This window comes from Microscilla marina ATCC 23134 (assembly GCF_000169175.1).
Taxonomy (GTDB): domain Bacteria; phylum Bacteroidota; class Bacteroidia; order Cytophagales; family Microscillaceae; genus Microscilla; species Microscilla marina.
Genome location: NZ_AAWS01000004.1, coordinates 85,908 through 109,393, shown reverse-complemented (window position 1 = coordinate 109,393; position 23,486 = coordinate 85,908). Strand labels below are relative to the sequence as shown.

Here is a 23,486-nt window from a genome sequence, read left to right as displayed (position 1 = left end):
AATGTCTAAAAAAACAAAAAAACGAGCTACTGCTGCTCATCATCTGAGCACTTTTGCCTCGGTATTCCAATACGGCAGGGACCGGGTAACCATTGCCGACTGGATACAAGCCTGGCGCATTGCCGAAAGCCCGGTAATGCCCCGCACCTATCCTTTGATGGAAGTCTATGATATGGTGTGCATCGATGCCGAAGTGATCACCGCCATCAACAACCGCAAGAACAAAGTACTGGGCGAGCCTTTTCTGGTGCTGGATTCGGAGAGCAATTATCAGGAGGCTGCCACCAAAAAATTAAGAGGCAGTTGGTTCGATGATTTCATCAATGCGGTGCTCGATGCGGAGTTTTATGGCTACTCGCTGATTGAAATAGGGCAAACCTTGAACGATGGTGATTATTCAATCAAAGAAATCAACACCGTAGAACGACGCAACATCATTCCAGGGCGTGGGCTGGTACTGCCTTACCCTTTCTCTGCCTATCAGGAAGGCATTGATTTCAGCGCCGAATATTTGAAGCGTTGGTACATCTTCTGCCATAGCAAACGCTTTCCTCTGGGCTTGCTGTTGTACGCGGCTCCTTATGCCATTCTCAGCAGAGATGCCTTGGTAAAGCACGCCGAATTTAATCGGGATTACGGCAAGCCTTACAAAATAGTGCATACCGACAAGGAAGGGGAAGAACGCCGTGAAGTATTGGATGCTCTTCTGAATGTAGAAGAAGAGCTCAACGGAGTGTTTGATATTGAAGAAAAGGTAGAGATTGCCTTTCCCTCCGGTGGCGGTGGTACCGTTGATACCTTTGACAAAATGGATGAGAAGGCAAGCAAGAAGCTGCTCAAAATCATTCAGGGACACGTCAAGCTGAGCAATGATACCGATGGCGGTGCCCAAACCTACATGAATAAAGACAGCATTGCCAAAACGCCCAGCGAAGAAATCAGAGAATACGATATGGCAAGGGTGGAGTCAGTGGTGAATGAAGAACTTTTTCCCCGCCTGCTGGACTTCAATTACCCGTTGGCCGGGCATTCGTTTATTTTTCTGGATACTTACCTGCGTGAACTCCAGCGCCAGAAGAAAAGTATCTCTGAGAAAGCCCTGGAACTTGCCCTGAGCCATTTTGAGGTAAGCACTGCCGAGTTTGAAAAAGCTACGGGAATCAAGGTAAAAAAGAAGGCAACCTTGCCAGTAGACCAAAATATGAAGGCAGTAGTAAAAAAGAATGCTGAGAATGATACAAACACTAACACTGCCACGGATTCTGAAGCTAATCAGGAAACAGGCAATCAAGTGGATAGTACGAGTAATCTTGATACTAATGTCGAAGTTGCCAAAAACCAGGACTTTTTTAAGTATGGATCGGTGACCCTGCCCATTAGAGATAAAAAGCTGTGGGCAAGCCTACTGCCAGACATTGAAGTACGCGACTTATACATCTGCCCCAAGGCTGGAGTCTACGGCTATGAAGACACGCCTCATATCACTGCCCTGTATGGGCTACACGCTTTGCCCAATGCCTTAAAAAAACTTGAAGCCTTACTTTCTACCCAACAAGAGATGGAGGTACAACTTACCGCGATTTCGGTGTTTGATCAAAAGGACAAGGACTATGAGGTGCTCAAGTTTGAGGTAACCAGCCCTGCCCTGGTAGCACTCCACGAAGCATTAAAGGCGGAGCTCAAACATACTTTGCAGTATGAAACCTACCAGCCCCACGCCACCATTGCTTTTATTAAAAAGGGAACAGCAAAGAAATATACGTTGACTCAACTTGAGCAACCAATCAAGCTATCTCTAAGCGAAGCGATATACAGTGATGGTAGGGGTAACAAGACACTCATCAAACTCTAAACGACGCTTTGCGCTAACGCCATAAAACCATACAACAACCATAGAATTTAAATACTGATGATCAACGAACGAAAATTTAAGAAAGTCATGCGTCAGATGCCCAGTGGCGTAGGGCGGGTCATGCTGCGTTATGTGGAGCGCAACTTTGCCAGTGAATCGTACCAAGGCAGCGCCTGGCCACCCCGCCAAAACCTGAACACCAACAACCGCAAACCCTTGCTTACTGACACAGGCAAACTCAAAGCTTCTTTTAAGGTACGCGAAGCCAACTGGCGGGTAATTAGGGTGGGCAGTGATCGGCAAACAGCAGGCAGTAGTGGCAACGCTCACCTTGCCCAGCTCCACAATGAAGGGGCTAAAGGCGCTGCGACCGTTCGCACCTATACCCGGCGGGGGCGTAACGGCTCGGTAAGGGTACGTAGCCACCGTAGGCAAACTGAGTTGCCCCAACGACAATTTATGCCCATTCCAGGTAAAGAACCACTCCCTCCGGAACTTTGGGCAGCCATTGAAGATTTTGTAAACAAAGAACTGGATAAAGTGTTCAGGTAGCTATTTCTTGATGGCTACACCTGACTCCAACCATAAAACAATCAAACCATTATTTTTATGATTAATTTATACAACGAATTAGAGACACACCTCAAAACCCCCGAAGTAGGCATCCGCCATTTTGACTTGTGGGAAGGTCAATTTGATAATAGCAGCGAAAAATTTCCTTACCCCTTGCCTGCCGCCTACCTGGAAATCACCCGCGAAGACACCAGTCCACTGGGGGACAAGGTGCTACTGGTAAAATCCAGCTTTACCCTGCACCTGGGTTGCAAAGATTACCGTCCTACTACCACCGGAGCCAAAGTTACCACGGGCAAAGGCATCCTGTTGCTCTCCCAAGTGATCACTGCCCAACTCCACGGTTGGCAATCGGGGAAGTTTGGTACGCTTACCCAAACGAGTAGGCGCACCGTGAATGGCAACGGCTATTTGTACCGGGTGGAGCAAAACTATGAAATGAGTTACAAGGATTATTCGCCACAGGTGAAAAGGGAGAAGATTGGTGGGAATGAGGTAACAGTAAGAATGGAGTAGCGCTGCAAGCACCGGCCGGATACTTCTGGTACTACGTATCGTATGTATTTAAAGAATCGTTATAATAAGGAGCAAGTGGAAAGTCTCAATTCCAGTTGGTTTTTAAACCAAAACCTGTACTTCAAGAGTTATTAGTGTTAAGTTATATTTAGCCATGAGTCAACCTACCGAAGGGGATGAGTTTTATCAGCATTGTTTTCACTGCAATCAAAAATCTACTCAACACTGGCTTTATTCAGAGATGGAAGAGGTAGAGTTTGAAGGAGACACAATAGAGATCATATACTCTTTTTATTTGTGTATAAAATGTGGACAGTTGAATAAGATCGAGGATATGTGAACTTACCCATTTCCCCTAGATCAAATCATTTTTTTTGTGAAATGTTAGGTAGCTGGGTGAAATGTGGAAGGAGGGCAAACCAACCCTCACACATCCACCCACCCTTCTACCGAATACCTCGATACCTGGGTTTTGCCACAGCGGGTACACCACCTCTTCAGGCTGTCACCCTGCCATTTGTGCCCCCATATTTTGCAGGCAAGTGGGGTAGGTTTGCCTTTATCTTTATCTCCTGTCTTCTTATTCATGCGCGGTGTCATTCTTTGGTTAATAATGAGTAAAATAATAGCTACTTGTGGTGACTTACTTTTTTATAATCCACTTCTTTTAAGAGTTGGCGCACGGTTTCGGGGCGGTAATAAAACATGTAGCCCAGCAAACGACACAAAAAGCTAATGTCGCCCAGGTTTTGCCATTTTCTAAAAGCAGCCCGCACTGCCTCGTGGCGGCGCGTGCTCTCCATCCAATAAAGTGACTTGACCTGTTGCCGGATGTACATCAACTCGTCCACCCCCACTTTAAGTTCCTCCAGTTCAGCGTCTTTGAGCCGATTGGCGTTGCGTAAAACCAACGCATACACCGAACGGGGGCGGTAATAATACTTGTAGGCAAGGGTTTGGCAAATGACCTCCATCGACCCATATTTGATTCGTTGCAGGTATTTGAAACTGCCCAATACATCGTCGCGGCGGCGCACAGCGGGTTCTTTGGTTTCGTCTGCCTGGTATAGCTTTTCAATCATTGCTTCCAGGGCTACCACCTCCCAGGGAGGCAGGGTAGGGTATGTAGTGCTCATGGTGTTTTGCTGTTTTTGCCTACTAAATTACAAAAAAGTTATCAAACCCTAATTCACTCTCTATCATACAGTTAAATGTATCTATCCTGAAAAAATGCCCGAAAAACGGCACGCTTGATTCTTTTAGCTTTCGCTTTTTCAAAATTAACACAATCGATACATTGATGAAACAAATCACACGCAAACACCTGGCAGTCATGCTGGGCTTGTTGTTATTGGGGACCAGCCTGGTCGTAGGCTGCCACAAAATTATTCGGGTAAGCAAAGCCCCGGATGAAAAGCTCAGCCCCGAAAAAATGGTACTGCCTCGTTTTGTGGCGGGCAAGCTCACCCAAAAACTAAGAGAGGTACTACCTGATACATTTGCCCGTGTGGAGACCAGACAAATACTGCCCCTGGGCGACACCAAAACTGTCCTCATTGAAAATAAGTATGCCGTAGGTGGTCTCCGGTTTTCAGAGGAATCAGCAGATAAAGTGGGGGTAGTGGTTTCTTATGACCTGGGGCAGTTTTTTGCTTTTGTGGCAGCCAAACTCAAAGAAGAACTCACTGCCAGGCGCAAGACAAGCCCGGAGATTATAGAAGCCCTGGGTTTGTCGCTGGACATTTTGTTTGCTTATTACGAAACCAAAGCTCAAATACCTGTGCAAGGCAAGCTCAACACAGTTTTTCCGAACTCAGCGGCCGCCACTGCCCAGGTGTTTTTGTCTCAGCTTCGCTTGCTTTATTTTCAGGTGGCAAGCCGGGGTGATGGCAATGGGGTAATACTTAAAATGGGTTGGAATGCAGAGGTGTTTGAAGCCTTTTTGACCGATGTGTTGGCGGGGAAGTATAAGGTAAAGGTAGTGGAAAAGGAGTGAATAGTGAGTTGCACTAAAGCAAAAAAAACCTGAAGGAAAGTAGATAAAAACCTACTCATCCCCCAAGATTCTTCAATCAGCTATGTATTACAAAGGTATGTTTATTTTTGGTAATTTAAAATAGCACTGTTGATTTTTTTAACATTTTAATCAAGCAATAAAAAATGGAGTCTAAAACTCCAATTCCTCTTCCTGATAATACAGCCTAAATACTTCGCCTTCGTGTTGGCTAAAATTCCAGTCAGCGTCGCTGGTAACCGGAGCTCACTTACTTTTTCCTGTGTTGTCTGGCAAGCCCATGTTTTGTAACTATATTTTGATTCTTCACATTTCGTTGACTGCTTCTCTATAGTCCATAATTGAGGCTTAATCCCTCCAAAAAATATCTCCCCAGTAATCCCAGTTGGTGCAGCTCCCTGTGCCAAACCACCTTGACTAGCAAGCAACAAAACACTGGCAAACATAAGAGGCGTATATTGAAGTTTCATGCTTGAAAAAAATCTAAAAGTAAAAAGTGCGGTAAAATTACCACACTTTCTAATTGTTAATAAATTACCAGGCCGTAGCTCATATTGTCGGTTCTCAAATTTTTGATTCCTCTGACTACTACTTTGAGTGATTCAAAATCTGCCTGTTCAATCGCTTCCTCTATGATTTCGGCAACCAAATGGTGAAAATGATTTAGGTCATCTACTTGAACCGCTGGCACACTCTGACCATACATGCTGCGTCCTGAATAATCCAGTACACCTTCTTCTTCATCGCTTTCAGGCTTGTGCTCTACTATAAGTTTGGCAAAATCAGCTTTCATTGTTTGTTAGTTTTTAGAATGATGTGAAAAATCATAAAGAGACATTTTGTTTAATTTACGTCCAGGCTCAGGGGAGTATGCGACACTCTTCTTGCCCCATACTTTATTTTGATTTGCCCTAAGCTTTTACCTGATGACCAGGATTTCTGACTTGCATGCCGCCAGTACCAGGCTTGCTTTTTCTTTGCCCAAAAAAAGCCTGCTTTTTTCAGCGTTTCTTTATGGGCACGGGTATCACCTGTCACCCAAATCCAGTTCCCCACCAGTTCGAAAATAAGGGGAAGATGGCATACCTTAAGATACATTTCCATAAACATTTGATCAATTTCTCCCTGCTCTTCTCCTGTTTTGAATTGCTCAAATCGTCCTTCAGTCTCCATCAAATGGGCAAGTACCTCATATTCGGCATTAATCATTTTAATCGGGGTATCATCTATACCAGGGTGGAAGTCAGGGTGATGTTGTTTACACAACGTCCAGTAGGCAATTTTCAGCTCCTGCTTGTTGGATATTTGTTCAATGTTGAAATAATTGATAGATTGCATTTCAAATTGTTTTATAAACCCGTTACTCAAACTTGGAAGGGGAGAGTAGCGGGTTTCTTATTATACCATTATTTACAGAACAAACATAAAACACAAATACCTGTATATCAACTACTTACCAGATTATTATTGTTTGTTTTTATAATTAAAAACAGCTTTGTTTATAAGGTGAAAAGTTTGGAGATATGGAGGGGTTTAAGAGCTAAGAAGTCTACCTTGGCTATCAAGAATAACAGTGTTTTAACCCGGAAATATTATGACTTGGGTGTGCTCCCACTATGACTATGAAGAATATAAAGTTTTGAACATATAACTGAAATGTAATGACAGATCAAAGCCTTGAAAATCTGATAAGGCAACTTAACAGTGGCAATCAGGAAAATATAATACTAAAACAATTAACTGATAATGTTTATTTGGCGGTCGTCTGGGATTTACCAGCAGGAGCGTTAACCACACTTGGAATAGAGTATCCCCATCGGTTTTATTTCGTCAAAAATGAGACAGATCAATTTGTAGCGGCTGTATTTGATATGATCCAGGACTTGCATTGGTTTACCTTACCTGAATACAGGGGCAAAGGCTATTTATCAGGTGCCTTAAGGCAAACCATTCTTGATCACCTGATTTGTTGCCACCAGCGGTCTGAACAAAGAATAACCATCAGTAAGGAACTACTTGATTCAGTAAATTTTGAAGCATCTGGCAGATTGGCCGGGAGTGTCGGTTTTGTAAAGCAAGGTGAAAATGAATTTGAAGTCATACACCTTTATAAGCCCGCAAATAGTATAGAGTTTGAAGAGCCTGACTATAAAGGTTTAAGCGAAGAGCAGCTTCAGGTAATCCAACAAAAAATAAACGTAGCTGCCAATATAATTGCAAGAGTAAATACCGAGCTTGAATTAGCCTATGGGCAGGAACCTGAAGTTAAAAGTGTAGAAAAGTTAAGTAAAAAAGTATATAGCGAAATGTTTCGAATAGAAGACTTTTGGGATAAAAAACAGTAAGCCAGCACTTGGTGAAAGTATCTCTTGCTTAAAACACGGTTTAGGGTGCTGGCAAGCTCAACTAAATCTTGCAGGGCATAGGAGCCTGAATTATTTCAATACTCCCCATTCAAACAAGGTTTTTGCTGTTAAATAAACATAGTGATTAAAGTTGATTGTTTTTGGTTTCCCAGCCTCCATTTCCTCCTCGTATCCTTACGTCTTTCGGCTGCTATTGATTATATTTGTGCTACACAATTACAATCAATAAACCCCGTCTAAATGCCTTCATGTTTGACAATTAAAGCACAAAATGGGGACAAACCTAAATTAGATACATAATGCAAATTTCAACAATATCCACTATAAACCCAAACCTGATGTTGGGCTTATGGGTAGAGCATATTTACTACCCAACTGCCGGAGCCGGACAGGTGCATGGCTTCGATCTAAGCCATAGTTCCTGTTTTATCAAAAGCTGGTTTATAAATTCCGATGCTCCGGGGCAAAAGTCAGTAATAAACAGCTATAGTCTGTACCCCTATGATCACCTTCAGCTGGCAGAGCATTTGTATCTGGGGTGTTACGGCAATACACTGTATTACGCTCATTTGGATAAGGTATACCAGGTAAAGTTTTCGCCCACTTATCATTTGCCTGTTATTGCTGATTTTGACAACCCAAATACACATTTTGGTGCGCGAAGGGCTTACATCAGAGGAAGGCATCAGTCACAGGGGCAACTGCTAACAGTTGATGACAAGGAAATGATTATTCAATACGCAGCATACCCAGAAACTTGAAAAACTCATTCCTTACCTGTTGCTCTGCCAACACACCGAATCTGCTAGTACCTACCTTTCCACACCCGGAGGCGGCTAGTAAACTCCGGGTGTTTTACTTTCAGGTAGTAAGTGGTGATGGGGAAGTATACGGTAGAGGTGGTGGAGAAGGAGTGAGTAGTTAGTTGCCCTAAAGCAAAAAAAACCTGAAGGAAAGTAGATACAAATCTACTCATCCCCCAAGATTCTTCAACCAGCTATGCGCTACAAAGGTATGTTCCTTTTTGATAATTTAAAATAGCGCCGCTGATTTTTTTAACGTTTTAATCAAAAAAACTGGAGTCTAAAACTCCACTTCCTCTTCCTGATAATACAGCCTAAATAATTCGCCCTCTTGCAGGCTAAAGTTCCAGTCAACCTCACGAGTTGCCAGTTCCTGCATCAGCTCGCTTACTTTTTCCTGAGTTGCCCAATAACCTGCTTCACGTAACGCCTTTTTTAGGTGTAGGGTAGTAAGTATTTTATGTTGGTTAAAGTAAGCTGTGGCTTGTTGTTTCACTGCCTCATAGCTCAGTTTTTTGAAGCGCAGGGTGTGGTATTCAAACTCCTCATTTACCGGGTTCAACTCAAATAAGATATTCAATTCTTTTAAACGGTCGATGTGCAGTTTGCGCCACTCGCCCTTGTCGAGGTCGTAATAGTTAACCCAGCCTTTGTCTTTGGGTGGGTTATACTCCGCGCCGTTTGGGTGATCTTTTAACGGGATCAAGCTAAAGTTTAAAGTTGCTTTCCGTACGTTCAGGGTACCATCTAACTTGGTGTAGGCTACCTGTGCGATGCCTTTTCTTAAATCTTGTTTTAACTCCTCCTTAGTGAGGGAGTTGGCAGTGTTTGTATCGGTTGCTAAGGTCATTGTAGTAAGCGTTTTAGTTGTTTGTTTAACTTTAATTATAAACCAAAGTACGACAAACAAACGCCCACTAACCAGTACTTAAACCCTTGATAACGAAGCGAATAAGGTTAGTTGCAAAAGCGTGCATTTTGCCCCAAAACCTTCCATATTGCCCCCAATATGTCCTCGTTTACCCCAAAACACCCCTGATTTTTTTATGATTTGATCAAATACAGCTACTGCGTAGGCTCACCATTGCACTACTCCTATCCAAATCGCCCCAAACCCGCCCAAAAACGGCACTTTACCAAGGGTACAAAACGCCTCAAAATATCGCTTTTCGCAGACAATATTACGCCATAATTACCTGTGCCACAGTGAGTTGCTAAGTGCACGCAATTAGTCGTTCTTTGTATCATAATAATTAAACAAGTAAACAAAAACATTAAAAAAGATGAATCAGATAAAACAAAGAACAATAGTAGCATTAAGCAGCGGAATAGTTCAAATTACCCTCAACGGAAAGATTGAAAAAACCACCTTAAACCTTGATTTGATCCCAGCTAAAAAGCAACAGCAAATCGGTAAAGAAAACCACCAGGGCAAGCAGCTCACCTTTTACAGCCTCAGCGAAGAAAAATGGAAAGTAATTGATTTTGAACAGGTAAGCGAAATAAGAGTTCTTACCTTTTTCACCCAGACAATGCCCGTAACCATTTTCAAGAAATTAATATAAAGCCAGACAAAACCAAGCCCTTGCCCTACCTCTACAGGTGGGGCGTTGCTTGTTGGTGCAAACTATGAGCAGGTTGCTAATGACCGTTCGTTTTTTTATCTTTTTTGGTTGCTCTAAAGCAATGCCCCACTGACTTCGTGTAAAATCAGTGGGGCTTTTTTTGTTGGCTTATATTGCATCCACTCTTTCTATTGAAAAGTCAATCACTGCCATGCAAGGCTTTTTCTCCCAGAATGCTTTCCCGTAATGGCTTATCAAATAAGTTTTAACGCTCTCCTGTGAGTCAGTTAAATCATAAGCACCAGTTGAATAATTTTTATACAAATACTGGTTTCTTGGGTAGTTATATTGATCTACAGCCTTGAATACCTTAGAGTCAATATAATTTATATCCAGGAGACTCAGTATATGGCAAAACTTCCGAACCTTTAGAGTGGTCAGTTTAATAATCAAGGAAAGGTTGGTTCCTTCAATGGGCATTGATAACTGATCATTTAATTGAGCGAACAAATCCTCCTGAGCTTGTAGAATGTTTTCTCTGTTTTGATCCTGAATTTGTTCCCAACCAATGATTGGCAGGAAAATCCGTGAGATTTTCTGTCGTCCAATTATTTTATTGAACAAATCAAGTGAGATGCTTCGGTTTTGAATAGCTATCTGATCCATGTATTCTTGTTTTATTTAGTAGTTTGTTTAGCTTTAATTATGAACCAAAGTACGACAATACCCTGCCCACTATCAAGCACTTAAATCACTGATAACGAAGCGAATAAGGTTAGTTTCAAAAACGTACTTGTTGCCCCCAAACCAGCTAAAACACCCTCAATATGTCCTGATCTGCCCCAAAACGCCTGCACTGTTTTTATCATTTATTATCATTTGCCTATAGCATAGCTACTCTATTGCACTATGGTAATCTAAATTGCCCCAAACCCGCCCACAAATGGCACTTTTCGAAGTACACAAAACACCTCAAAATATCGCTTTTCGCAGACAATATTACGCCATAATCACTTGTGCCACAGCGAGTTGCTAAGGGCACGCAATTAGTCGTACTTCGTGATATAAATTATTAGAAAACAAGAAAATGAAAACAAGAAAAAGATTTCGAATACCCGGAAGAACCGTTTTTGACCGGGACCTGGAACAACACCAGGTAATACTTGACATGGGCAAAATTCATGAAGGGTTGCTGAAGGTGACCCACGAACAACTTGGCTCCACCTGGTTACCCATCAGTGTGGTTCGAAACATAGAACCACTCAGCACCAAAAACTACATCATCGAAGTAAACCGAGATTACTGGAAGGATATTTTTTGGATGGGTTAAACCACCGAAATATGATTTTAAAACAACAAACCAAGCCTAAAGATGAACTACGATAAAATACTAACTGAAGCTGATAAACTTAGCAGCAACGAACTACTCTGGCTAATTGCCGACCTTAACCACATGCAAAAAGTGAAGGAATACGATGAAGTACGTCCTAAGCTTCAGGGGCATACTAAAGGTGTGGTGTTGTCTGAAAAAAACGAATTTGGTTTTATTCTGACTGACGAGCCGGAATACGATGAAGGAAAACTTCAGCTGATGGCAGAACCTTATGGAGATAAAATGATTTATGCCTTGTATACCCTGCACGATATCGAAATTAAACACCTGTTTACCTTAACGGATGGCAGCTTCGATTGGGAGAAAAAACTGGCTCCGAAAATCAGACTGTTTTTTGAAAAAGGGGCAACAGCATTTGAATAATAAGGAAGGAACCGGGAGCCTCCCTCGATGAGTCGGCTTCCAGGTTCTGATTTTTCGGGGGAGCCTTGCTTTGGGCAGGAGCAAAAACGAAACCCTATATCAGGTTTCGTTGGTCGGTGTAATCGGTAAAGCAGGGGTAACAAAAAAATGTAGATAAGAGATAACACTTTTTGGTTGCTTTCTGAATATATAAACGAGGCTGTATGACCAACCTCGTTTTACTGCCAGCCTACCCCTCTTTTTTCGCTGCTTCTTCTGCTTTTGCGATGCGATAGTTGAGCTGTCTCAACTCCTCAATCATCAGGGTTAAAAATTCCACTTGTTTTTCCTGTGCTACTACTTGCTCCATGGCTTTGGTCGCTTTGGCTGTTTCAAGTGCTTTTTTTACCTGGGATAGTTCAATGGCTAACTCATTTCTTCTTTCTATTATTACCCAGTATGCTTCGTTTGTAATCATGGCGGTTTTATTTAGTAATGCGTGGTTTAACTGTTTAATTATGAACCAAAGTACGACAAACAATCTCTTACTATCCAGTACTTAATACCTTGATAGCGAGCAAGATAAGATTAGTTGTAGAAGTGCACTTTTTGCCCCAAAACCAGCCAAATCACCCCCAATATGTCCTCGTTCACCCCAAAACACCCCTACTTTTTTTCTGATTTGATCAAATACAGCTACTGCGTAGGCTCACCATTGCACTACTCCAATCCAAATCGCCCCAAACCCGCCCAAAAACGGCACTTTTCCTGGCGTACAAAACGCCTCAAAATATCGCTTTTCGCAAAGAGTATTACCTCGCCATTAGTTGGGCAAAAGCGAGTTGATAAGAGCACTTAATTGATCGTGCTTAGCATTATAAATCAAATAAATAATTTTTTATGCAATTAAAACTAATCAATATACCCACAGAAAAACCCAGATTTCTACTTCTTAATTCTGGTGATTTTTTTACCGCGCCTAAAGGTGTACCTTATTCTGTAGCTCAAGTGCAAGGACTGTGTATACAAGCAGATGGCACGTTGTCTGTTAATTTTGATTGTTATTTCAAAAATGGATACAATCTGTTTCACGAAGGCAAACTATACATTCAGCAGCATCCTGTCAGCTTCACAACCAGCGTGTGTATTCTCTTTACTATAAAACGGGCGGATATTTCTTTCCTGAAGGTCATTTATCATGATACCGGGGATGAATCCTGGCAGCAGCCAATTGCTAAAAAAATACAAGAAGTACAAAGCACACTCAGTACCTATGACGACAATTGGTCAGGTGATTATCAGGCTTGTCTGGAGGCATTTTTTGAAGAAGAGTTGGGAGGATAAAAAGCGTTGATTTGTGATAGAGGCTGGAATGGATCACCAACCAGCCTCTTGATTTTGTCTGGGTTAGTTAATGCTGTGCAAAATATGGGTGAGGCATCAATTCCCGAATATCGTCGTCCTTTATAAACTCATAATACTCAAGAATTCTTCTTCGATCATGAGGTGAGCGAAGAATATGCGCAGTAAGTTCGCCTGGCAACTCTTTTTCCCGGTTGAGCCTGAGCGCATCTACATATAATAAAATCCCTGAATCGTTTAATTCATTATTATCATCAAAAAATACTGACGGTTTGAACATTACTTGATCTTCTTTCATTTGTCACATGATTTATCATTTACTGCCCGTTTTTGCGGGCACACCATAAATATACAGCATAATCAGGTATTTTTTATGCGCTACGTCAGGGTTTTATTTGTAATGCCAGACAAGCACCAAACCCAGCGGTTAAGTTGAATTACCGCTGGGTCTTACTTGATGACGCTTACTTTTACTACAAGCTATTTTTGATGCCTTCAGTAGCGATTTTGTTTACCCAGGCGATGCCTGTGAAATAAACACCTACCCAGACCCAGGGGCAAGTGAGGCGTTGGGTGCTTACGCAAGTAGCTGAATAATTGTCGTTCGTTGTGTTAATTCTATCTTTTTCTGGTTGAACCTACCCAAAGCAAAACCCCACCAACTTCATAAAAGTTAGTGGAGCTTTCTGTTGATTATTTTACTTCACGATTTGCTTCGGCAAGTTGCTCGGCTTGTTCCATTAAGAGATTGAGTTCTCCATCCAGCCTATCGATGATCTCCAGCTCTTTTTCATAAAAAGCCACATCTACCAATGACCGGGCATCTTTGGCATATTCCAGAGCTCTTTCGGCAAGTAGTCGCTCTTTGCAGAGTTCTTCACTGCGTATGGTAAGCAGGGTATACAATGCTAATGCTGCCTGGGTATTCATTTGATCTCTGTTTTATAGTTTGTATAAAAACACCGGGACAAAACCGCCCCGGTGGTATTAATCATTCACTGCCTTTGGCACCAGCAGTCACTAGTTTTGATTTGAGTTTCATCAACTCAAATACTGCCCGATCGACATTACTTAGTTCAATTTCGCAGCGGTCAGCCTCATTGCTCTTGCCTGCCTTTACACAGGCTTTGAACTCCTGACTGGTGGCTGCTTTATGCTGTTGTAATGCTTCAATTTGGGCTTCTACAATTTGAATGGCGTTGTCCATGTCGTTGTTTTATTTAGTAATTATTTATAAAACAAAAAACGACAATACCTTGCCCACTAGCCAGTACTTAAACCCCTGATAGCGAAGCAAATAAGATTAGTTACCAAAGTGCACATTACGCCCTCCAAACCAGCTAAACCACCCCAAATATGTCCTGATTTGCCCTAAAGCACCTACACTCTTTTCACCATTTGTTATTATCTGCCCATAGCATCGCTACTCTATGGCACTATGGTAATTGAAACTGCCCCAAACCCGCCTAAAAATGGCACTTTTAGAAGTACACAAAACACCTCAAAATATCGCTTTTCGCAGATAGTATTACATCATAACCTTCTGTTTAACAGTGAGTTGCTAAGGGCACACAATTAGTCGTGCTTTGTGTCATAACAATGAAAGCAGTAAACAAAAACATTCAATACAAATGAAAAATTTAGAAAATATCGCCCTTGAGAAATTTAAAATGTCCCAAAGGTATTTTGACAAAAAGCAACTACCACATCAACTCGATCAGGCAGACTTTATCTCCGGATTTAATGCCGGGGCAGTCCAGGCAGCCCAAACAGACCAAGCCACTTTACAAAAAATGCTGGATGAGTTTATCCTCAACGCTCAGGAATTGGACGCCCTTGCTTTGAAAGAAGCAAGTAACAGTAAAACCCCAAACCTGGACAAGATAAGTTTTACCAGAGGCTTTATTATAGGCTTTACCGAACAAGGCATTATAGACTGACACAGCGCGTGTCAGTTTCAAATCATCACTAAAAAAATACTGTAAAAAATGAGCAAGCAATCACCACCCGCCAACGTCTTTGACCAGGATTTAGTCACCCATCAGGTGGCAATGGATTTGTGTAAAATTCAGGAGGGCATTGTCAAAATAAGCCATGAAGCCCACGGCTATGCCTGGCTACCCGTGACCGTTATCCGTAATCCCCGGTTTTTGGCAGGGGTTACCTCTGATAACCAAGGGGTTTATCGCATCAGCATTAACCAGGATTATTGGGAGGACATTTTTTGGGTAGATCATTTGTTTTACTTAAACCGGAAAAAATGAAATATACGACCATCATAGCCGCCGCTGAAAAACTGACCGACGAGGAGTTAGGCTACCTCATTACCCGGTTGGATGATATGCTGAGTGCCCGCTACTACCACCAGGCAGACCAGGCACCGCAGCCGCAGGAATACCAAAAAGAGGTCATTCCGGCTTCAGATAGTGCATCAGGGTTTATTCTGGAGGAGTTTAGTGAATACACCCAAGGGCATTTGTACCTGATGTGTCTGCCAAACGGCGACTGTTTCAACTACGCCCTGTTTACCGTGGCCGAACAGGGCATGGAGGATATTTTTATCCTCGTAGATGGCAAACAGGACTGGCAGGAACAACTTGCCCCCAAGATTGAACAGTTTTTTAGACAAGCGAGCACCTAAACCAAGATAAAAACGAGGCTTTACAACACATAAAGCCTCGTTCAATCATTTTAATACTAATAAAAATCCCGGTCGCTAACCCCAAAGTCTTTGTCTCCGTAGTTAGGTTCCCACCCCCAGGGATCAAACCCTTCCTCTTCTTCTTCGGTGCTCCATTTTATGTCGGTTGGGGTTGCTTTTTTCAGTAGGTTGTTTGACATTTGCATTGGCTTTATCTTTTAAAGTTAAAAACAACGGGTTTGGGAGCTGTTACCTTCCAAGCCCTTTTTTATTATACCTCTAAGTACCTCAATCTTTGGGGAACTATCCAGTACTTAATCGCTGAATCACAAGCCAAATAAGGTTAATTACCAAAGTGCATATTCTACTCCCGGAACCGCCAGATTGCGCATAAACTGTCTTCGTTTGCCTGAAATTCCCCCACTTTTTTCAACGTTTGCCTGTATTCCACTATCCTGTAGTTCCCTGTTGCATTATTGCCAGCATAGTTGCCTGAAACCCGCCCAAAAATGGCACTTTTCCGGGCACAAAAATTCACGCTAAAAATCGCTTTTGCCAGATAGTATTACATCATAATTACCTCGCCCACAGTGGGTTGGTAAGGGGGTAAGATTACTCGTACTTAGCACTATAATTAAATAATTAACCATTAAATAAAAATGCAATGGGAGCAACAAATTTTGAACGCTACGCCTTCGGAAAAACAATGGAAGAAGCTTACCAAAGGGCTTACGAAGATGCCGAAGCTTTTACTGGAATTATTGATGGAGCAAGTGGAGACCTCAACTCCAAACCAGGCTGCATAGAAGTAGCCGTACCCGAAGGGGTGACCCCTGCCAAATACCTGAGCTGGATTGAAAAAGCGAATCAGGCTTTTACGGGCTATGGCATTAGCCAAAAGCAAAAAGACAAACTGCTGGGCTCCATTCCTGACAGGCATCAGGCAAGGGTATTTACTTATGCTAATTACTACGCCAACACCAGTGCCAAAGCGCTGGCCATCAAAATGACCGGAAAAAAGGCACAGGAGTTTCGCCGGAGGACAGTTTACGCGGGCAAACAAGGCAATGTGTACCTGTTTTTTGGCTGTGCCAGATGTTAAGGAACGACCAGCGAAAGCTGGTTTTTCTACCTGTGAGAGTGACAGTGATTTAAACAATAAACAAATGAAAATGACTTATTTTGAAAGACAAGGGTTTGGGGCAAGTATAGGGGAAGCGTTTTGGACTGCCCATCAAGAAGCCCAGGAACAAGCCGGGGCAAACAGTGATTTGCACACCAAAACAACCTTTGAGGAAATCAACACTCCCGCCGGAGTAAACCCACTCAAATACGCCGAATGGATCAGACAAGCCTGCTGTTCGCTCAAAACGGATGCCAGCGAGTGGGACAAAAAACGTTACCTGCTGTTTGTACCCAAGGCACGGCAGACCAAGGTGCTCAGCCTTGCCCAGGCAATGGTGGACGAAAATAAAACTCTGGGCTTAAGGCTCAAGGGACCAGCCGCCAGTGCCTTCCGGATCAAAAACGGAATCAAAGGGAAACACGGCAAAGTGTTTTTGTTTATAGGGGTTGGCTAAGTCCTCTCTTGTACGCTTCTATTTCTCAAAAGGTGAACCTATCTTATCTGGTTCGCCTTTTGGGGTTAGGGCAAATAAGAAAAACCGCCTAAGTGCATATAATGCCTCCAAACCACCCTTTTTGCCTTGAATATGTCTCGGTTGCCCGAAATTCCCCCTTGATTGTATCATTTTTTGCCCCAATGAACTTCAGGAATCTTTTACTATAGCACTATTACTGGAAGAAATGCCCACTACCCGCCAAAAACCTGCACTATTCTGAGTGCCCTAAGCTGCGTCAAAAAATCGCTTTCGGCAAGCTTTATTACCTCATCATCTACTCACCAACAGCGAGTTGATAGTCGGACTAAATTAGTCGTCTTTAGACATATAATAATTCAAACAAGGACTTACTAAATCACTTAAAACAATGACTACAATAGAAACAAAGACTACCTGGACAGCCCGCAATATCTGGATCAAAAAATGGAACAAAGAAGCGGTGTTTATTGAAGACAGGCTCGATAAATACCGCTCGATGTGGGTACCCCGTACCGCCATCCAAAACCCTCAATTTAAGAGCAAGCGTGACTTTGGCAAAGACAGCATCCACTATATATACGATGTTGAAATAAACGAAGAGTGGTGGAAAGCCAACGTACGCTACCGGGGCTTTGAGTTTGACACCAACAATGGGCACAGAAAAAGCTGGTGGAGTTAATTGCTCTGCCAGTTTTTTGACTTAACTAACAAATTACAGATGCTCCTTGCAAAGGCAACCTTGCCTCTCCTAAAGGCTGCTCACGCAAATGGGGACTCGCCGTGCCCGGCAACAAAAAACACAGCTTTAAGCCGCTACCTACTTTGTCAACGGGACATACCTTGCCCCCTACCGAGTGAGCCCATTGCTGGATGGCAGCGAGCCCTACTCCTGAAATTGCCCCGGTAATCCGTCGTTTGAACGACTGGTCGAAAATATCGGTATTGCTGGTCGGGTATACACCATTGTCTTCTATATACATAGCAATAGTTTGGCTATTATAAGCAGCCGCTTCAATACTAATAAAGCGCTCTTCGTCGGGGTGGGCGTGCTTGCCCATATAATGAACCAAACTGAAAAACATTCTAAAAAAGCTCATCTTATCTACTTTGATTTGTAGGTTTGCCACATAGCTCGAAAAACGAATGTCTTTGCGGCTAAAGTAGAGGTGGTACATTTGGTAAGCCGTATCAATGAGTGCCTTAAGGCTGCACTTCTCTATGTGCACGGCTTCGGTAGAGATGTTATTGACATCGTCAATATTGCGCAGCATATCTTCTAACTCCACAATTCTTTTGAGCAAATCGGTATTGGTAAGTTTCAATGCTTTTTGCTTCATTGTCTGCACCAGTTGCCTTGCTTCCTGCAAGCCTTCTGAGATTAATGATTGTTGGATCGTATCGATCATCATTTGATTGTTTTATGGTTGTATTGTTTTATGGTTCGCAAAGCGCCATTGACTATTGTCTGCACTTTTTAAAAAAGAAGGACAGGTTCAGCAAACCTGCCTTCTTGGTTTATCCCTGTTATCCATCCATCACTAACCAACATAAGTTCTATGAGGGTAAAAACAGGACACATTAACTACATTACACTGCTATTATTTTACTTTCTCAACCCTACACTCAAAACTGCTTCGCCCAGGGCTTGTGGCATCATATACTTTGATTACATACACCCCCGCCGAGAGTTCGTGCAGGTAGATTTGGTGCTGGTGGGTACGACTTGCCCAATGCCCCCTGGTTACTACCTGCCCTTGCAGGCTGATGACCTGCCAACGGATGTCGGGCGAAGGCACCAGGCCTTGGGGCAACACCAGGGTCACTGCTTCCCTCACTGGATTGGGGTAGGCAAGCAGTTTAGTAGCATGTGGTTTTGACTGTCCATTTAACCCCGTGACCGTATTTTCATCAGCATCACGCCCGGCATTCACAGGCACTTTTGCCGTAGCTACCTGATAAATGCCCCTGCTTTGATAGTCTGCCACAAATACCACTACTTTTAAGTTTTGAGGGTTCACCCTTCCTGGTCCCGCGTTGTAGCTAAATCCAAGGCTTTGAACTTCGCCTTTTTTCCACACGCTCCCTCTAAAAATCCCTGCTGCATCAGGCAACATCTTGCGAAGTACCTGAGCGTAGGTTTCTCCTGTGTTATTAGCCACCCGGCTACTATCTACAATGGTCGCGTGAAAAACAACAGGCTCGTTGAAGGCAGTTAAGGCAGTGATCTTTGCTGAAATTTCGAGATGTTTGTTTTGCCATTGAGCAGGTGCAATATCGATGGCAAAAGCTGCTGGCAACAAGGTCTCTTTGAGTAGGCTGTCTTTGAGTTGGGTCACTGACAAGGAATCTTTCACCCTGCCGTTTGCCACCGTAGCGGGTACGTTGCGCAAACCATAATGCAAAGCCCTACCACTGGGGTCTTTAGAGTTTTCGCTGTTGAACTCATCTACCGTAGGGAAGCTGGTATGGTAATGAATACTCACGATTTCGCCGTTGCTGCTGGCACTCATTACCTGAGCTAATTGAGTGCTTTTAATCGCCGCATTTGCTATGCCCTGATTGGTAAAATATTCCAGGAGTGCCACCCGGTTGCGATTACGCAGCTCAAAGTTGTCAAAAGTAATCCCTTGGTACGTGCTGCCCGGTGGGTTGTCGGCATTGGAGCCAAAAGCAAACCTGAACCGGATGATGTTGGGATTGGCAGCAGCAGCGGGTAAATTAGCAATGGCTCTATCCAAAGCAATGCGTGCGGTGCGCCAACCTTTGAACTTGCCTGACCAACCCTGAGCATCACCGTTGCTAGTCGTAAAACGATCACCTGGTTTGCCCAAAATGGGGGTGGTATTGTACCAGCCAACGCCTTGATCTACTACCCCCAGGCGTTGCCAGGTCTTGCCATCGTCAAGCGTATAAAGGAGTACCAACCCGTCAGCGCCTGCATCAGTATCGAGCTTGTAATCGAACGAAAGTACGGGACAGGTCAGCTCACTAATGTCAAAGGCAGGGCTTGCTACATAAGACTGTTCCTGATGAGCGTAGCCACCCGGCATTTGCCAGGCATCATTCACCAGTTGCCAGCTGCTGCCTTCGGTAGTGCTCTCTTTGGCTATAGTGCCGTGGGTAAGCCAGCCACCTGCGGTGTTTTCGAAACTACTATAGTAAGGAGTCGTTTCAGTGACTTTTATTAATGGAAAAATATCGATGCGGCGGTGCAGCGTATAAGCCGCCACTGAGGTGCGAATGGTCAGACTTACCTCATAAGTACCGGGGCGTTGGTACTGGTGCACGGGGTCTTTTGCTGTAGAAGTCGCCCCATCACCAAAGTTCCAGACATAAGCCTGGATAGAATCGCCTACTACCAGCGAAAGATCAGTAAACCGGGTGGGATACGACTCGCCCTTGCCGCCAATATATTGTCCTTCAAAATCAAAATCTACTTTGAACGCCTGGCTGATTTGTTCGCTACAACCGGAGGCATTGGTAGCGTTTAGGCTATAATTCAGTAATGGAATGCTTCCTTGCCTATCGGGGTGTACCGGATAAGCCACGCTTGCGGTAGAGGCGAGCAAATTACCAAAATTCCACGCCCAACTTGACACAGGAGTGCCAGCAACCGCAGTAAAACGGAGGGTATCCTCGTTCCAACGCCTTTCGGCTACTACCTGCACGCTCGCGGGTGGATCAATGACCTCAAAATACACCGTTGTATCGCGGTTGGAGGTGTTGGCGCAGCCCGTGCTGCCTGTGCTGGCAAGTGCTAAAAACAACTCATATCTACCCGCCACGAAGTTAGCAGGGTTGAGTAGGTTGCCCCCCAAGGCTTTTTCTTCGCCTGTGGCAAGGTTTCGCGCAATAAAACCGGGCAAAAGCGGGGTGAGTACCCCGTTTTTGAACGCTGACAGCATTACAGGTGAGTCGTTACTGCAATAACTGTCGGCAAGCCCGGTGAAACTAAGGGTAGGCAAGGGTTGGATAGTAATAGTATAAGCCGCCGAGTAGTTTACACAGCCATTGGCATTGGTATAAGTATAGCGAATGAGGTACTGCCCGGCGTTGAGGTTGAGTTTGTTTGTGTTGGCATCTGTTGGAATAGAGGCTTCACCCGACCCAATAATAGGAAAAGCAGGCAACCAGCGATCAGTAAGGGCTCCACTTTGTGCCACCAAGCGAACAAAGGAAGCTGATGTTGGTTTGTTGCCTGCTATGCGTTGAATTTCAAACCTTCCCTTGGTTAAATAGTCCGAAGGTAGCGTTGCAGTACCACCAAATACAGGGGTAAGTACCACAGGAGTGGCATCTCCTACGCAATATCTACGCTCAGCGTTGAATCCTGCAATACTGAGCGTGGGCAACGCCTCTATAGTAGTGGTGATCTCGGCGCTTTTGGTGCAACCATTGAGGCTTTGAGTTACTTTGAGATTACCCTTCGTATTGCCCCACTTGACGACAATCGTATTTTGATTGCTTGCTCCCACAATTTGCCCGTTTGCTACCTGCCAACTGTAGGTGCCTCCACTCGTGCTACCACCATTACTTAGGCTATACGTGATCGTTTCACCAGCGCAGGGGGTCAAATCCCCTAAAATGCCGGGGGCAGGCAGGGCAAAAACTTTCACCGCATAGTCGGTAATGGTAGTACAACCATTGCGGGTTTGGGCAAGGCGCAGGATTTTGCTGGTTCCCGTAGGGGTGCCTCCTGACCAAACTACCGATGCCGTCGCCTGGCGGTGGATGCCTCCTACAAAAGTAGCCCCCCCTGCGGGTGCCGACCATTCAAATTCGTCGGTGGTGGCGGCAATGCTGGAACTATAATTATAAATAGAGCTGCCATCGCCGCATACCTGGGCGCCTGTGCCTCCGGTAATGCTTTGGGCGGGAGGGGTAGTAATCTGAAAAGCCACCTTGATGGGCACGCTTGCCCCGGCCTGGGTGACCTCAAAACGGTAAGCCCCGGCGCCGTAGTGTTTATACAAGTCTTGACCGCTAAAAGTATAGCGGTAATCGTTGCCACTGATCAGCCGCAAGTTTAAAGGGATCAGGGTGTTTGTAGGGCTATAGAGCTTTGCCCCCAACGCCGAACTTAGATTGGCAATCGTCACGGTTTGAGAAGCCGCTACATTGCTGCAATAGCTTGTGGCAAGTCCCAATACCACGGCATCGGCATCATACACGCTGAAAGAGGTACTCACCGTCACCGTGCAATTGTTGATGGCATAGTCGTAATACACCTTGTAACCCGTGCCCGGAAAAAGTAGTCCTGGATAGAGTTTGTTGCCTACTACCCCATCGCCCCGAAGTACACCTACTCCCCCCGCCGGGCTATTGGTCACGGTGATGTTTACCGGAGAAAAATCGTTGTCGGGAAAACTCGTAGCGGGTAAACTTACCTTGGGATTGGGTGGAACTGCTACCCGAATGGTTTTGCTGCGTGCGGTAGTACTTATTTTGCAATCATTTACGCTTTTGACCTGTAGCAGTTTGTTTCCCACGCTTGCCGAATTTGCCACGTCCAGGGTAATCATATTGTCAGCAGTGTAATACTGATCTGCCGATACCTGAATTGCCTGGGGATCGTTGCTGGCAAGAAAGCCAACTGGCAGCTTCCACAAATAGCCCGTGACATCGGGCACCGGATCGGCAGTATAAGTAAAGCCATTGCCCCCGGCACACACTACGCCAAAGCCCCCAATATTTGTTGGGGCAGGAAGCGCACTGCTTGTGGTGGCATTGATGCCTTTTATGGTGGCAAAAACGGCACTGGTAGTAAGCCCCGTAAAGTGGGCGTAACCACTTACGGGTTTTAACTGGGCTACTGCTCCTGCGGTCTTGCTTTTAGCCAATACTTCCAGCCCGCTCAGCACAATGCCGCCTACCTTGGTGGCACCCACAAAATCATAGTCTATGTAGAGTTTGCCTGATTTTAACTCTACAGTAGGAGCAAGAAAATCGCCAGGAGCTCCTGTCACCACTACCACAGGCAACTTACTAATCACAAAATCGGGATGATCGAAACCCAACACCAACACTCCTTTACCTACTGCAAACGATCCAGTGCTTTGCTCGCTGATGATAATGGGTGAAAGAGTCACGGACTTGCCTCTATTGCAGGCGGTCACCGGGTCGGCAGGGATGATGATCACTGGATCGGGAGTTGGGCGACTATTGTCTACCGCAGAGGCACTTTCTTCTATATAAGCAGTCGCAGCAGTCAGCGTACTAATGGCAAAGCTGGTACCCTGCCCCCGAAGTTGGGTTTGGGCATAGGAGGGCTGGGCAAGGCTCCAGAGGAGCACGCAAAATAGGGTGAATGTTTTCATTTTTTTTTAGTCAGTAGTTGGTAGTCAGGAGTCGGTAGATGACTTGAACTACCCTGGGTTGGGTTTAGAGTTTGATTCTTTTATTAGTCTATTGTTGGTAGCCTATGGTAGCTCCCGACTACCGACTCTCAACTCTTGACT

General features: G+C 44.3%; 32 protein-coding genes. 18 read left to right on the top strand and 14 right to left on the bottom strand.

The window, feature by feature from the left end:
- Position 1: 1 nt before the first annotated feature.
- The 4 genes from M23134_RS04405 to M23134_RS04390 all read left to right on the top strand — a co-directional run bounded on the left by M23134_RS04405 (position 2) and on the right by M23134_RS04390 (position 3,281).
- Positions 2–1,852, top strand: coding sequence for a phage portal protein family protein (locus tag M23134_RS04405; RefSeq protein WP_002694190.1), 1,851 nt, complete (start codon positions 2–4; stop codon positions 1,850–1,852).
- A gap of 57 nt (positions 1,853–1,909) precedes the next feature.
- A complete protein-coding gene (locus tag M23134_RS04400; protein WP_002694189.1) occupies positions 1,910–2,404 on the top strand; it encodes a phage virion morphogenesis protein in 495 nt (164 codons plus the stop codon).
- 57 nt (positions 2,405–2,461) lie between these two features.
- Positions 2,462–2,941, top strand: a complete 480-nt coding sequence (locus M23134_RS04395; RefSeq protein ID WP_002694188.1) for a hypothetical protein — start codon at positions 2,462–2,464, stop codon at positions 2,939–2,941.
- A gap of 154 nt (positions 2,942–3,095) precedes the next feature.
- Entirely contained in the window at positions 3,096–3,281 is a 186-nt protein-coding gene (locus M23134_RS04390; RefSeq protein WP_002694187.1) for a hypothetical protein, read from the top strand.
- Positions 3,282–3,367: 86 nt separating this feature from the next.
- Here M23134_RS04390 and M23134_RS40935 read toward each other — a convergent pair whose 3' ends face one another.
- Positions 3,368–3,529: a DUF1660 family phage protein gene (locus M23134_RS40935; protein ID WP_002694186.1), complete on the bottom strand. Its 162-nt coding sequence runs from the start codon at positions 3,527–3,529 to the stop codon at positions 3,368–3,370.
- Between the two features lie 41 nt (positions 3,530–3,570).
- Positions 3,571–4,077, bottom strand: a complete 507-nt coding sequence (locus M23134_RS04385; RefSeq protein ID WP_002694185.1) for a hypothetical protein — start codon at positions 4,075–4,077, stop codon at positions 3,571–3,573.
- Between the two features lie 164 nt (positions 4,078–4,241).
- On the opposite strand from M23134_RS04385, the gene M23134_RS04380 reads away from it, so the two are divergent.
- Complete coding sequence (locus M23134_RS04380) at positions 4,242–4,937, top strand: hypothetical protein (RefSeq protein WP_002694183.1); 696 nt, start codon at positions 4,242–4,244, stop codon at positions 4,935–4,937.
- Between the two features lie 146 nt (positions 4,938–5,083).
- Here M23134_RS04380 and M23134_RS41730 read toward each other — a convergent pair whose 3' ends face one another.
- From M23134_RS41730 to M23134_RS41725, 3 genes are read right to left on the bottom strand one after another with little or no spacing between them, the layout of a single operon-like run.
- On the bottom strand, positions 5,084–5,425 hold the full coding sequence (locus M23134_RS41730) for a hypothetical protein (RefSeq protein ID WP_045112988.1): 342 nt from the start codon (positions 5,423–5,425) through the stop codon (positions 5,084–5,086).
- Between the two features lie 56 nt (positions 5,426–5,481).
- Positions 5,482–5,748: a hypothetical protein gene (locus M23134_RS04370; protein ID WP_002694182.1), complete on the bottom strand. Its 267-nt coding sequence runs from the start codon at positions 5,746–5,748 to the stop codon at positions 5,482–5,484.
- Between the two features lie 50 nt (positions 5,749–5,798).
- A complete protein-coding gene (locus tag M23134_RS41725) occupies positions 5,799–6,293 on the bottom strand; it encodes a hypothetical protein (RefSeq protein WP_002694181.1) in 495 nt (164 codons plus the stop codon).
- Between the two features lie 323 nt (positions 6,294–6,616).
- Between M23134_RS41725 and M23134_RS04355 the strand changes: the two genes are divergently transcribed.
- The 3 genes from M23134_RS04355 to M23134_RS40920 all read left to right on the top strand — a co-directional run bounded on the left by M23134_RS04355 (position 6,617) and on the right by M23134_RS40920 (position 8,246).
- Positions 6,617–7,300 carry a hypothetical protein gene (locus tag M23134_RS04355; RefSeq protein WP_002694179.1) on the top strand — a complete coding sequence of 228 codons (684 nt, stop codon included), beginning with the start codon at positions 6,617–6,619 and terminating at the stop codon, positions 7,298–7,300.
- Positions 7,301–7,620: 320 nt separating this feature from the next.
- Positions 7,621–8,082, top strand: coding sequence for a hypothetical protein (locus M23134_RS04350; RefSeq protein WP_157558334.1), 462 nt, complete (start codon positions 7,621–7,623; stop codon positions 8,080–8,082).
- Positions 8,079–8,246 carry a hypothetical protein gene (locus M23134_RS40920; RefSeq protein ID WP_157558333.1) on the top strand — a complete coding sequence of 56 codons (168 nt, stop codon included), beginning with the start codon at positions 8,079–8,081 and terminating at the stop codon, positions 8,244–8,246. Before M23134_RS04350 ends, M23134_RS40920 begins: the two co-directional genes overlap by 4 nt.
- Positions 8,247–8,404: 158 nt before the next feature.
- Here M23134_RS40920 and M23134_RS04345 read toward each other — a convergent pair whose 3' ends face one another.
- Positions 8,405–8,974, bottom strand: a complete 570-nt coding sequence (locus M23134_RS04345; protein WP_045112986.1) for an SH3 beta-barrel fold-containing protein — start codon at positions 8,972–8,974, stop codon at positions 8,405–8,407.
- A 433-nt stretch (positions 8,975–9,407) separates the two neighbouring features.
- Between M23134_RS04345 and M23134_RS04340 the strand changes: the two genes are divergently transcribed.
- The gene (locus M23134_RS04340) at positions 9,408–9,689 is read left to right on the top strand and encodes a hypothetical protein (protein ID WP_002694175.1); all 282 of its coding nucleotides are present in this window, start codon (positions 9,408–9,410) and stop codon (positions 9,687–9,689) included.
- A gap of 168 nt (positions 9,690–9,857) precedes the next feature.
- Here the strand turns inward: M23134_RS04340 and M23134_RS04335 are convergent, their stop codons facing one another.
- Positions 9,858–10,355, bottom strand: a complete 498-nt coding sequence (locus M23134_RS04335; RefSeq protein ID WP_002694174.1) for a hypothetical protein — start codon at positions 10,353–10,355, stop codon at positions 9,858–9,860.
- A 421-nt stretch (positions 10,356–10,776) separates the two neighbouring features.
- On the opposite strand from M23134_RS04335, the gene M23134_RS04330 reads away from it, so the two are divergent.
- Together M23134_RS04330 and M23134_RS04325 are read left to right on the top strand one after the other, a co-directional pair.
- Positions 10,777–11,019 (top strand): hypothetical protein, encoded by a 243-nt coding sequence (locus M23134_RS04330; RefSeq protein WP_002694172.1) that lies wholly within the window; start codon positions 10,777–10,779, stop codon positions 11,017–11,019.
- 42 nt (positions 11,020–11,061) lie between these two features.
- Positions 11,062–11,445: a hypothetical protein gene (locus tag M23134_RS04325; protein WP_002694171.1), complete on the top strand. Its 384-nt coding sequence runs from the start codon at positions 11,062–11,064 to the stop codon at positions 11,443–11,445.
- 229 nt (positions 11,446–11,674) lie between these two features.
- Here M23134_RS04325 and M23134_RS04320 read toward each other — a convergent pair whose 3' ends face one another.
- Positions 11,675–11,902, bottom strand: coding sequence for a hypothetical protein (locus M23134_RS04320; protein WP_002694170.1), 228 nt, complete (start codon positions 11,900–11,902; stop codon positions 11,675–11,677).
- Between the two features lie 422 nt (positions 11,903–12,324).
- Here M23134_RS04320 and M23134_RS04315 point away from each other — a divergent pair, with 422 nt between their 5' ends.
- Positions 12,325–12,768, top strand: coding sequence for a hypothetical protein (locus tag M23134_RS04315; RefSeq protein ID WP_002694169.1), 444 nt, complete (start codon positions 12,325–12,327; stop codon positions 12,766–12,768).
- A 67-nt stretch (positions 12,769–12,835) separates the two neighbouring features.
- Here M23134_RS04315 and M23134_RS04310 read toward each other — a convergent pair whose 3' ends face one another.
- The 3 genes from M23134_RS04310 to M23134_RS04300 form a co-directional block, all read right to left on the bottom strand.
- Positions 12,836–13,084: a hypothetical protein gene (locus M23134_RS04310; RefSeq protein WP_002694168.1), complete on the bottom strand. Its 249-nt coding sequence runs from the start codon at positions 13,082–13,084 to the stop codon at positions 12,836–12,838.
- Positions 13,085–13,479: 395 nt separating this feature from the next.
- Positions 13,480–13,716 (bottom strand): hypothetical protein, encoded by a 237-nt coding sequence (locus tag M23134_RS04305; protein WP_002694166.1) that lies wholly within the window; start codon positions 13,714–13,716, stop codon positions 13,480–13,482.
- Between the two features lie 61 nt (positions 13,717–13,777).
- Positions 13,778–13,993 (bottom strand): hypothetical protein, encoded by a 216-nt coding sequence (locus tag M23134_RS04300; protein WP_002694165.1) that lies wholly within the window; start codon positions 13,991–13,993, stop codon positions 13,778–13,780.
- 424 nt (positions 13,994–14,417) lie between these two features.
- Here M23134_RS04300 and M23134_RS04295 point away from each other — a divergent pair, with 424 nt between their 5' ends.
- From M23134_RS04295 to M23134_RS04285, 3 genes are read left to right on the top strand one after another with little or no spacing between them, the layout of a single operon-like run.
- On the top strand, positions 14,418–14,726 hold the full coding sequence (locus M23134_RS04295; protein WP_002694164.1) for a hypothetical protein: 309 nt from the start codon (positions 14,418–14,420) through the stop codon (positions 14,724–14,726).
- Positions 14,727–14,774: 48 nt separating this feature from the next.
- A complete protein-coding gene (locus M23134_RS04290) occupies positions 14,775–15,050 on the top strand; it encodes an NUDIX hydrolase (RefSeq protein WP_002694163.1) in 276 nt (91 codons plus the stop codon).
- Positions 15,047–15,427 carry a hypothetical protein gene (locus M23134_RS04285; RefSeq protein WP_002694162.1) on the top strand — a complete coding sequence of 127 codons (381 nt, stop codon included), beginning with the start codon at positions 15,047–15,049 and terminating at the stop codon, positions 15,425–15,427. The genes M23134_RS04290 and M23134_RS04285 overlap by 4 nt, the downstream gene beginning before the upstream one ends.
- A 56-nt stretch (positions 15,428–15,483) precedes the next feature.
- On the opposite strand, the gene M23134_RS41720 is transcribed toward M23134_RS04285, so the two are convergent.
- A complete protein-coding gene (locus tag M23134_RS41720; RefSeq protein ID WP_198144980.1) occupies positions 15,484–15,627 on the bottom strand; it encodes a hypothetical protein in 144 nt (47 codons plus the stop codon).
- A 464-nt stretch (positions 15,628–16,091) separates the two neighbouring features.
- Here M23134_RS41720 and M23134_RS04280 point away from each other — a divergent pair, with 464 nt between their 5' ends.
- From M23134_RS04280 to M23134_RS04270, 3 genes are all read left to right on the top strand, one after another.
- On the top strand, positions 16,092–16,529 hold the full coding sequence (locus M23134_RS04280; protein WP_002694160.1) for a hypothetical protein: 438 nt from the start codon (positions 16,092–16,094) through the stop codon (positions 16,527–16,529).
- A 64-nt stretch (positions 16,530–16,593) separates the two neighbouring features.
- Positions 16,594–17,007: a hypothetical protein gene (locus M23134_RS04275; RefSeq protein WP_002694159.1), complete on the top strand. Its 414-nt coding sequence runs from the start codon at positions 16,594–16,596 to the stop codon at positions 17,005–17,007.
- A 409-nt stretch (positions 17,008–17,416) separates the two neighbouring features.
- On the top strand, positions 17,417–17,707 hold the full coding sequence (locus tag M23134_RS04270; protein ID WP_002694156.1) for a hypothetical protein: 291 nt from the start codon (positions 17,417–17,419) through the stop codon (positions 17,705–17,707).
- Between the two features lie 25 nt (positions 17,708–17,732).
- On the opposite strand, the gene M23134_RS04265 is transcribed toward M23134_RS04270, so the two are convergent.
- Positions 17,733–18,437: a histidine kinase gene (locus M23134_RS04265; protein ID WP_002694155.1), complete on the bottom strand. Its 705-nt coding sequence runs from the start codon at positions 18,435–18,437 to the stop codon at positions 17,733–17,735.
- A gap of 189 nt (positions 18,438–18,626) precedes the next feature.
- Positions 18,627–23,345 carry a PKD domain-containing protein gene (locus M23134_RS04260; RefSeq protein WP_002694154.1) on the bottom strand — a complete coding sequence of 1,573 codons (4,719 nt, stop codon included), beginning with the start codon at positions 23,343–23,345 and terminating at the stop codon, positions 18,627–18,629.
- Positions 23,346–23,486 lie beyond the last annotated feature (141 nt).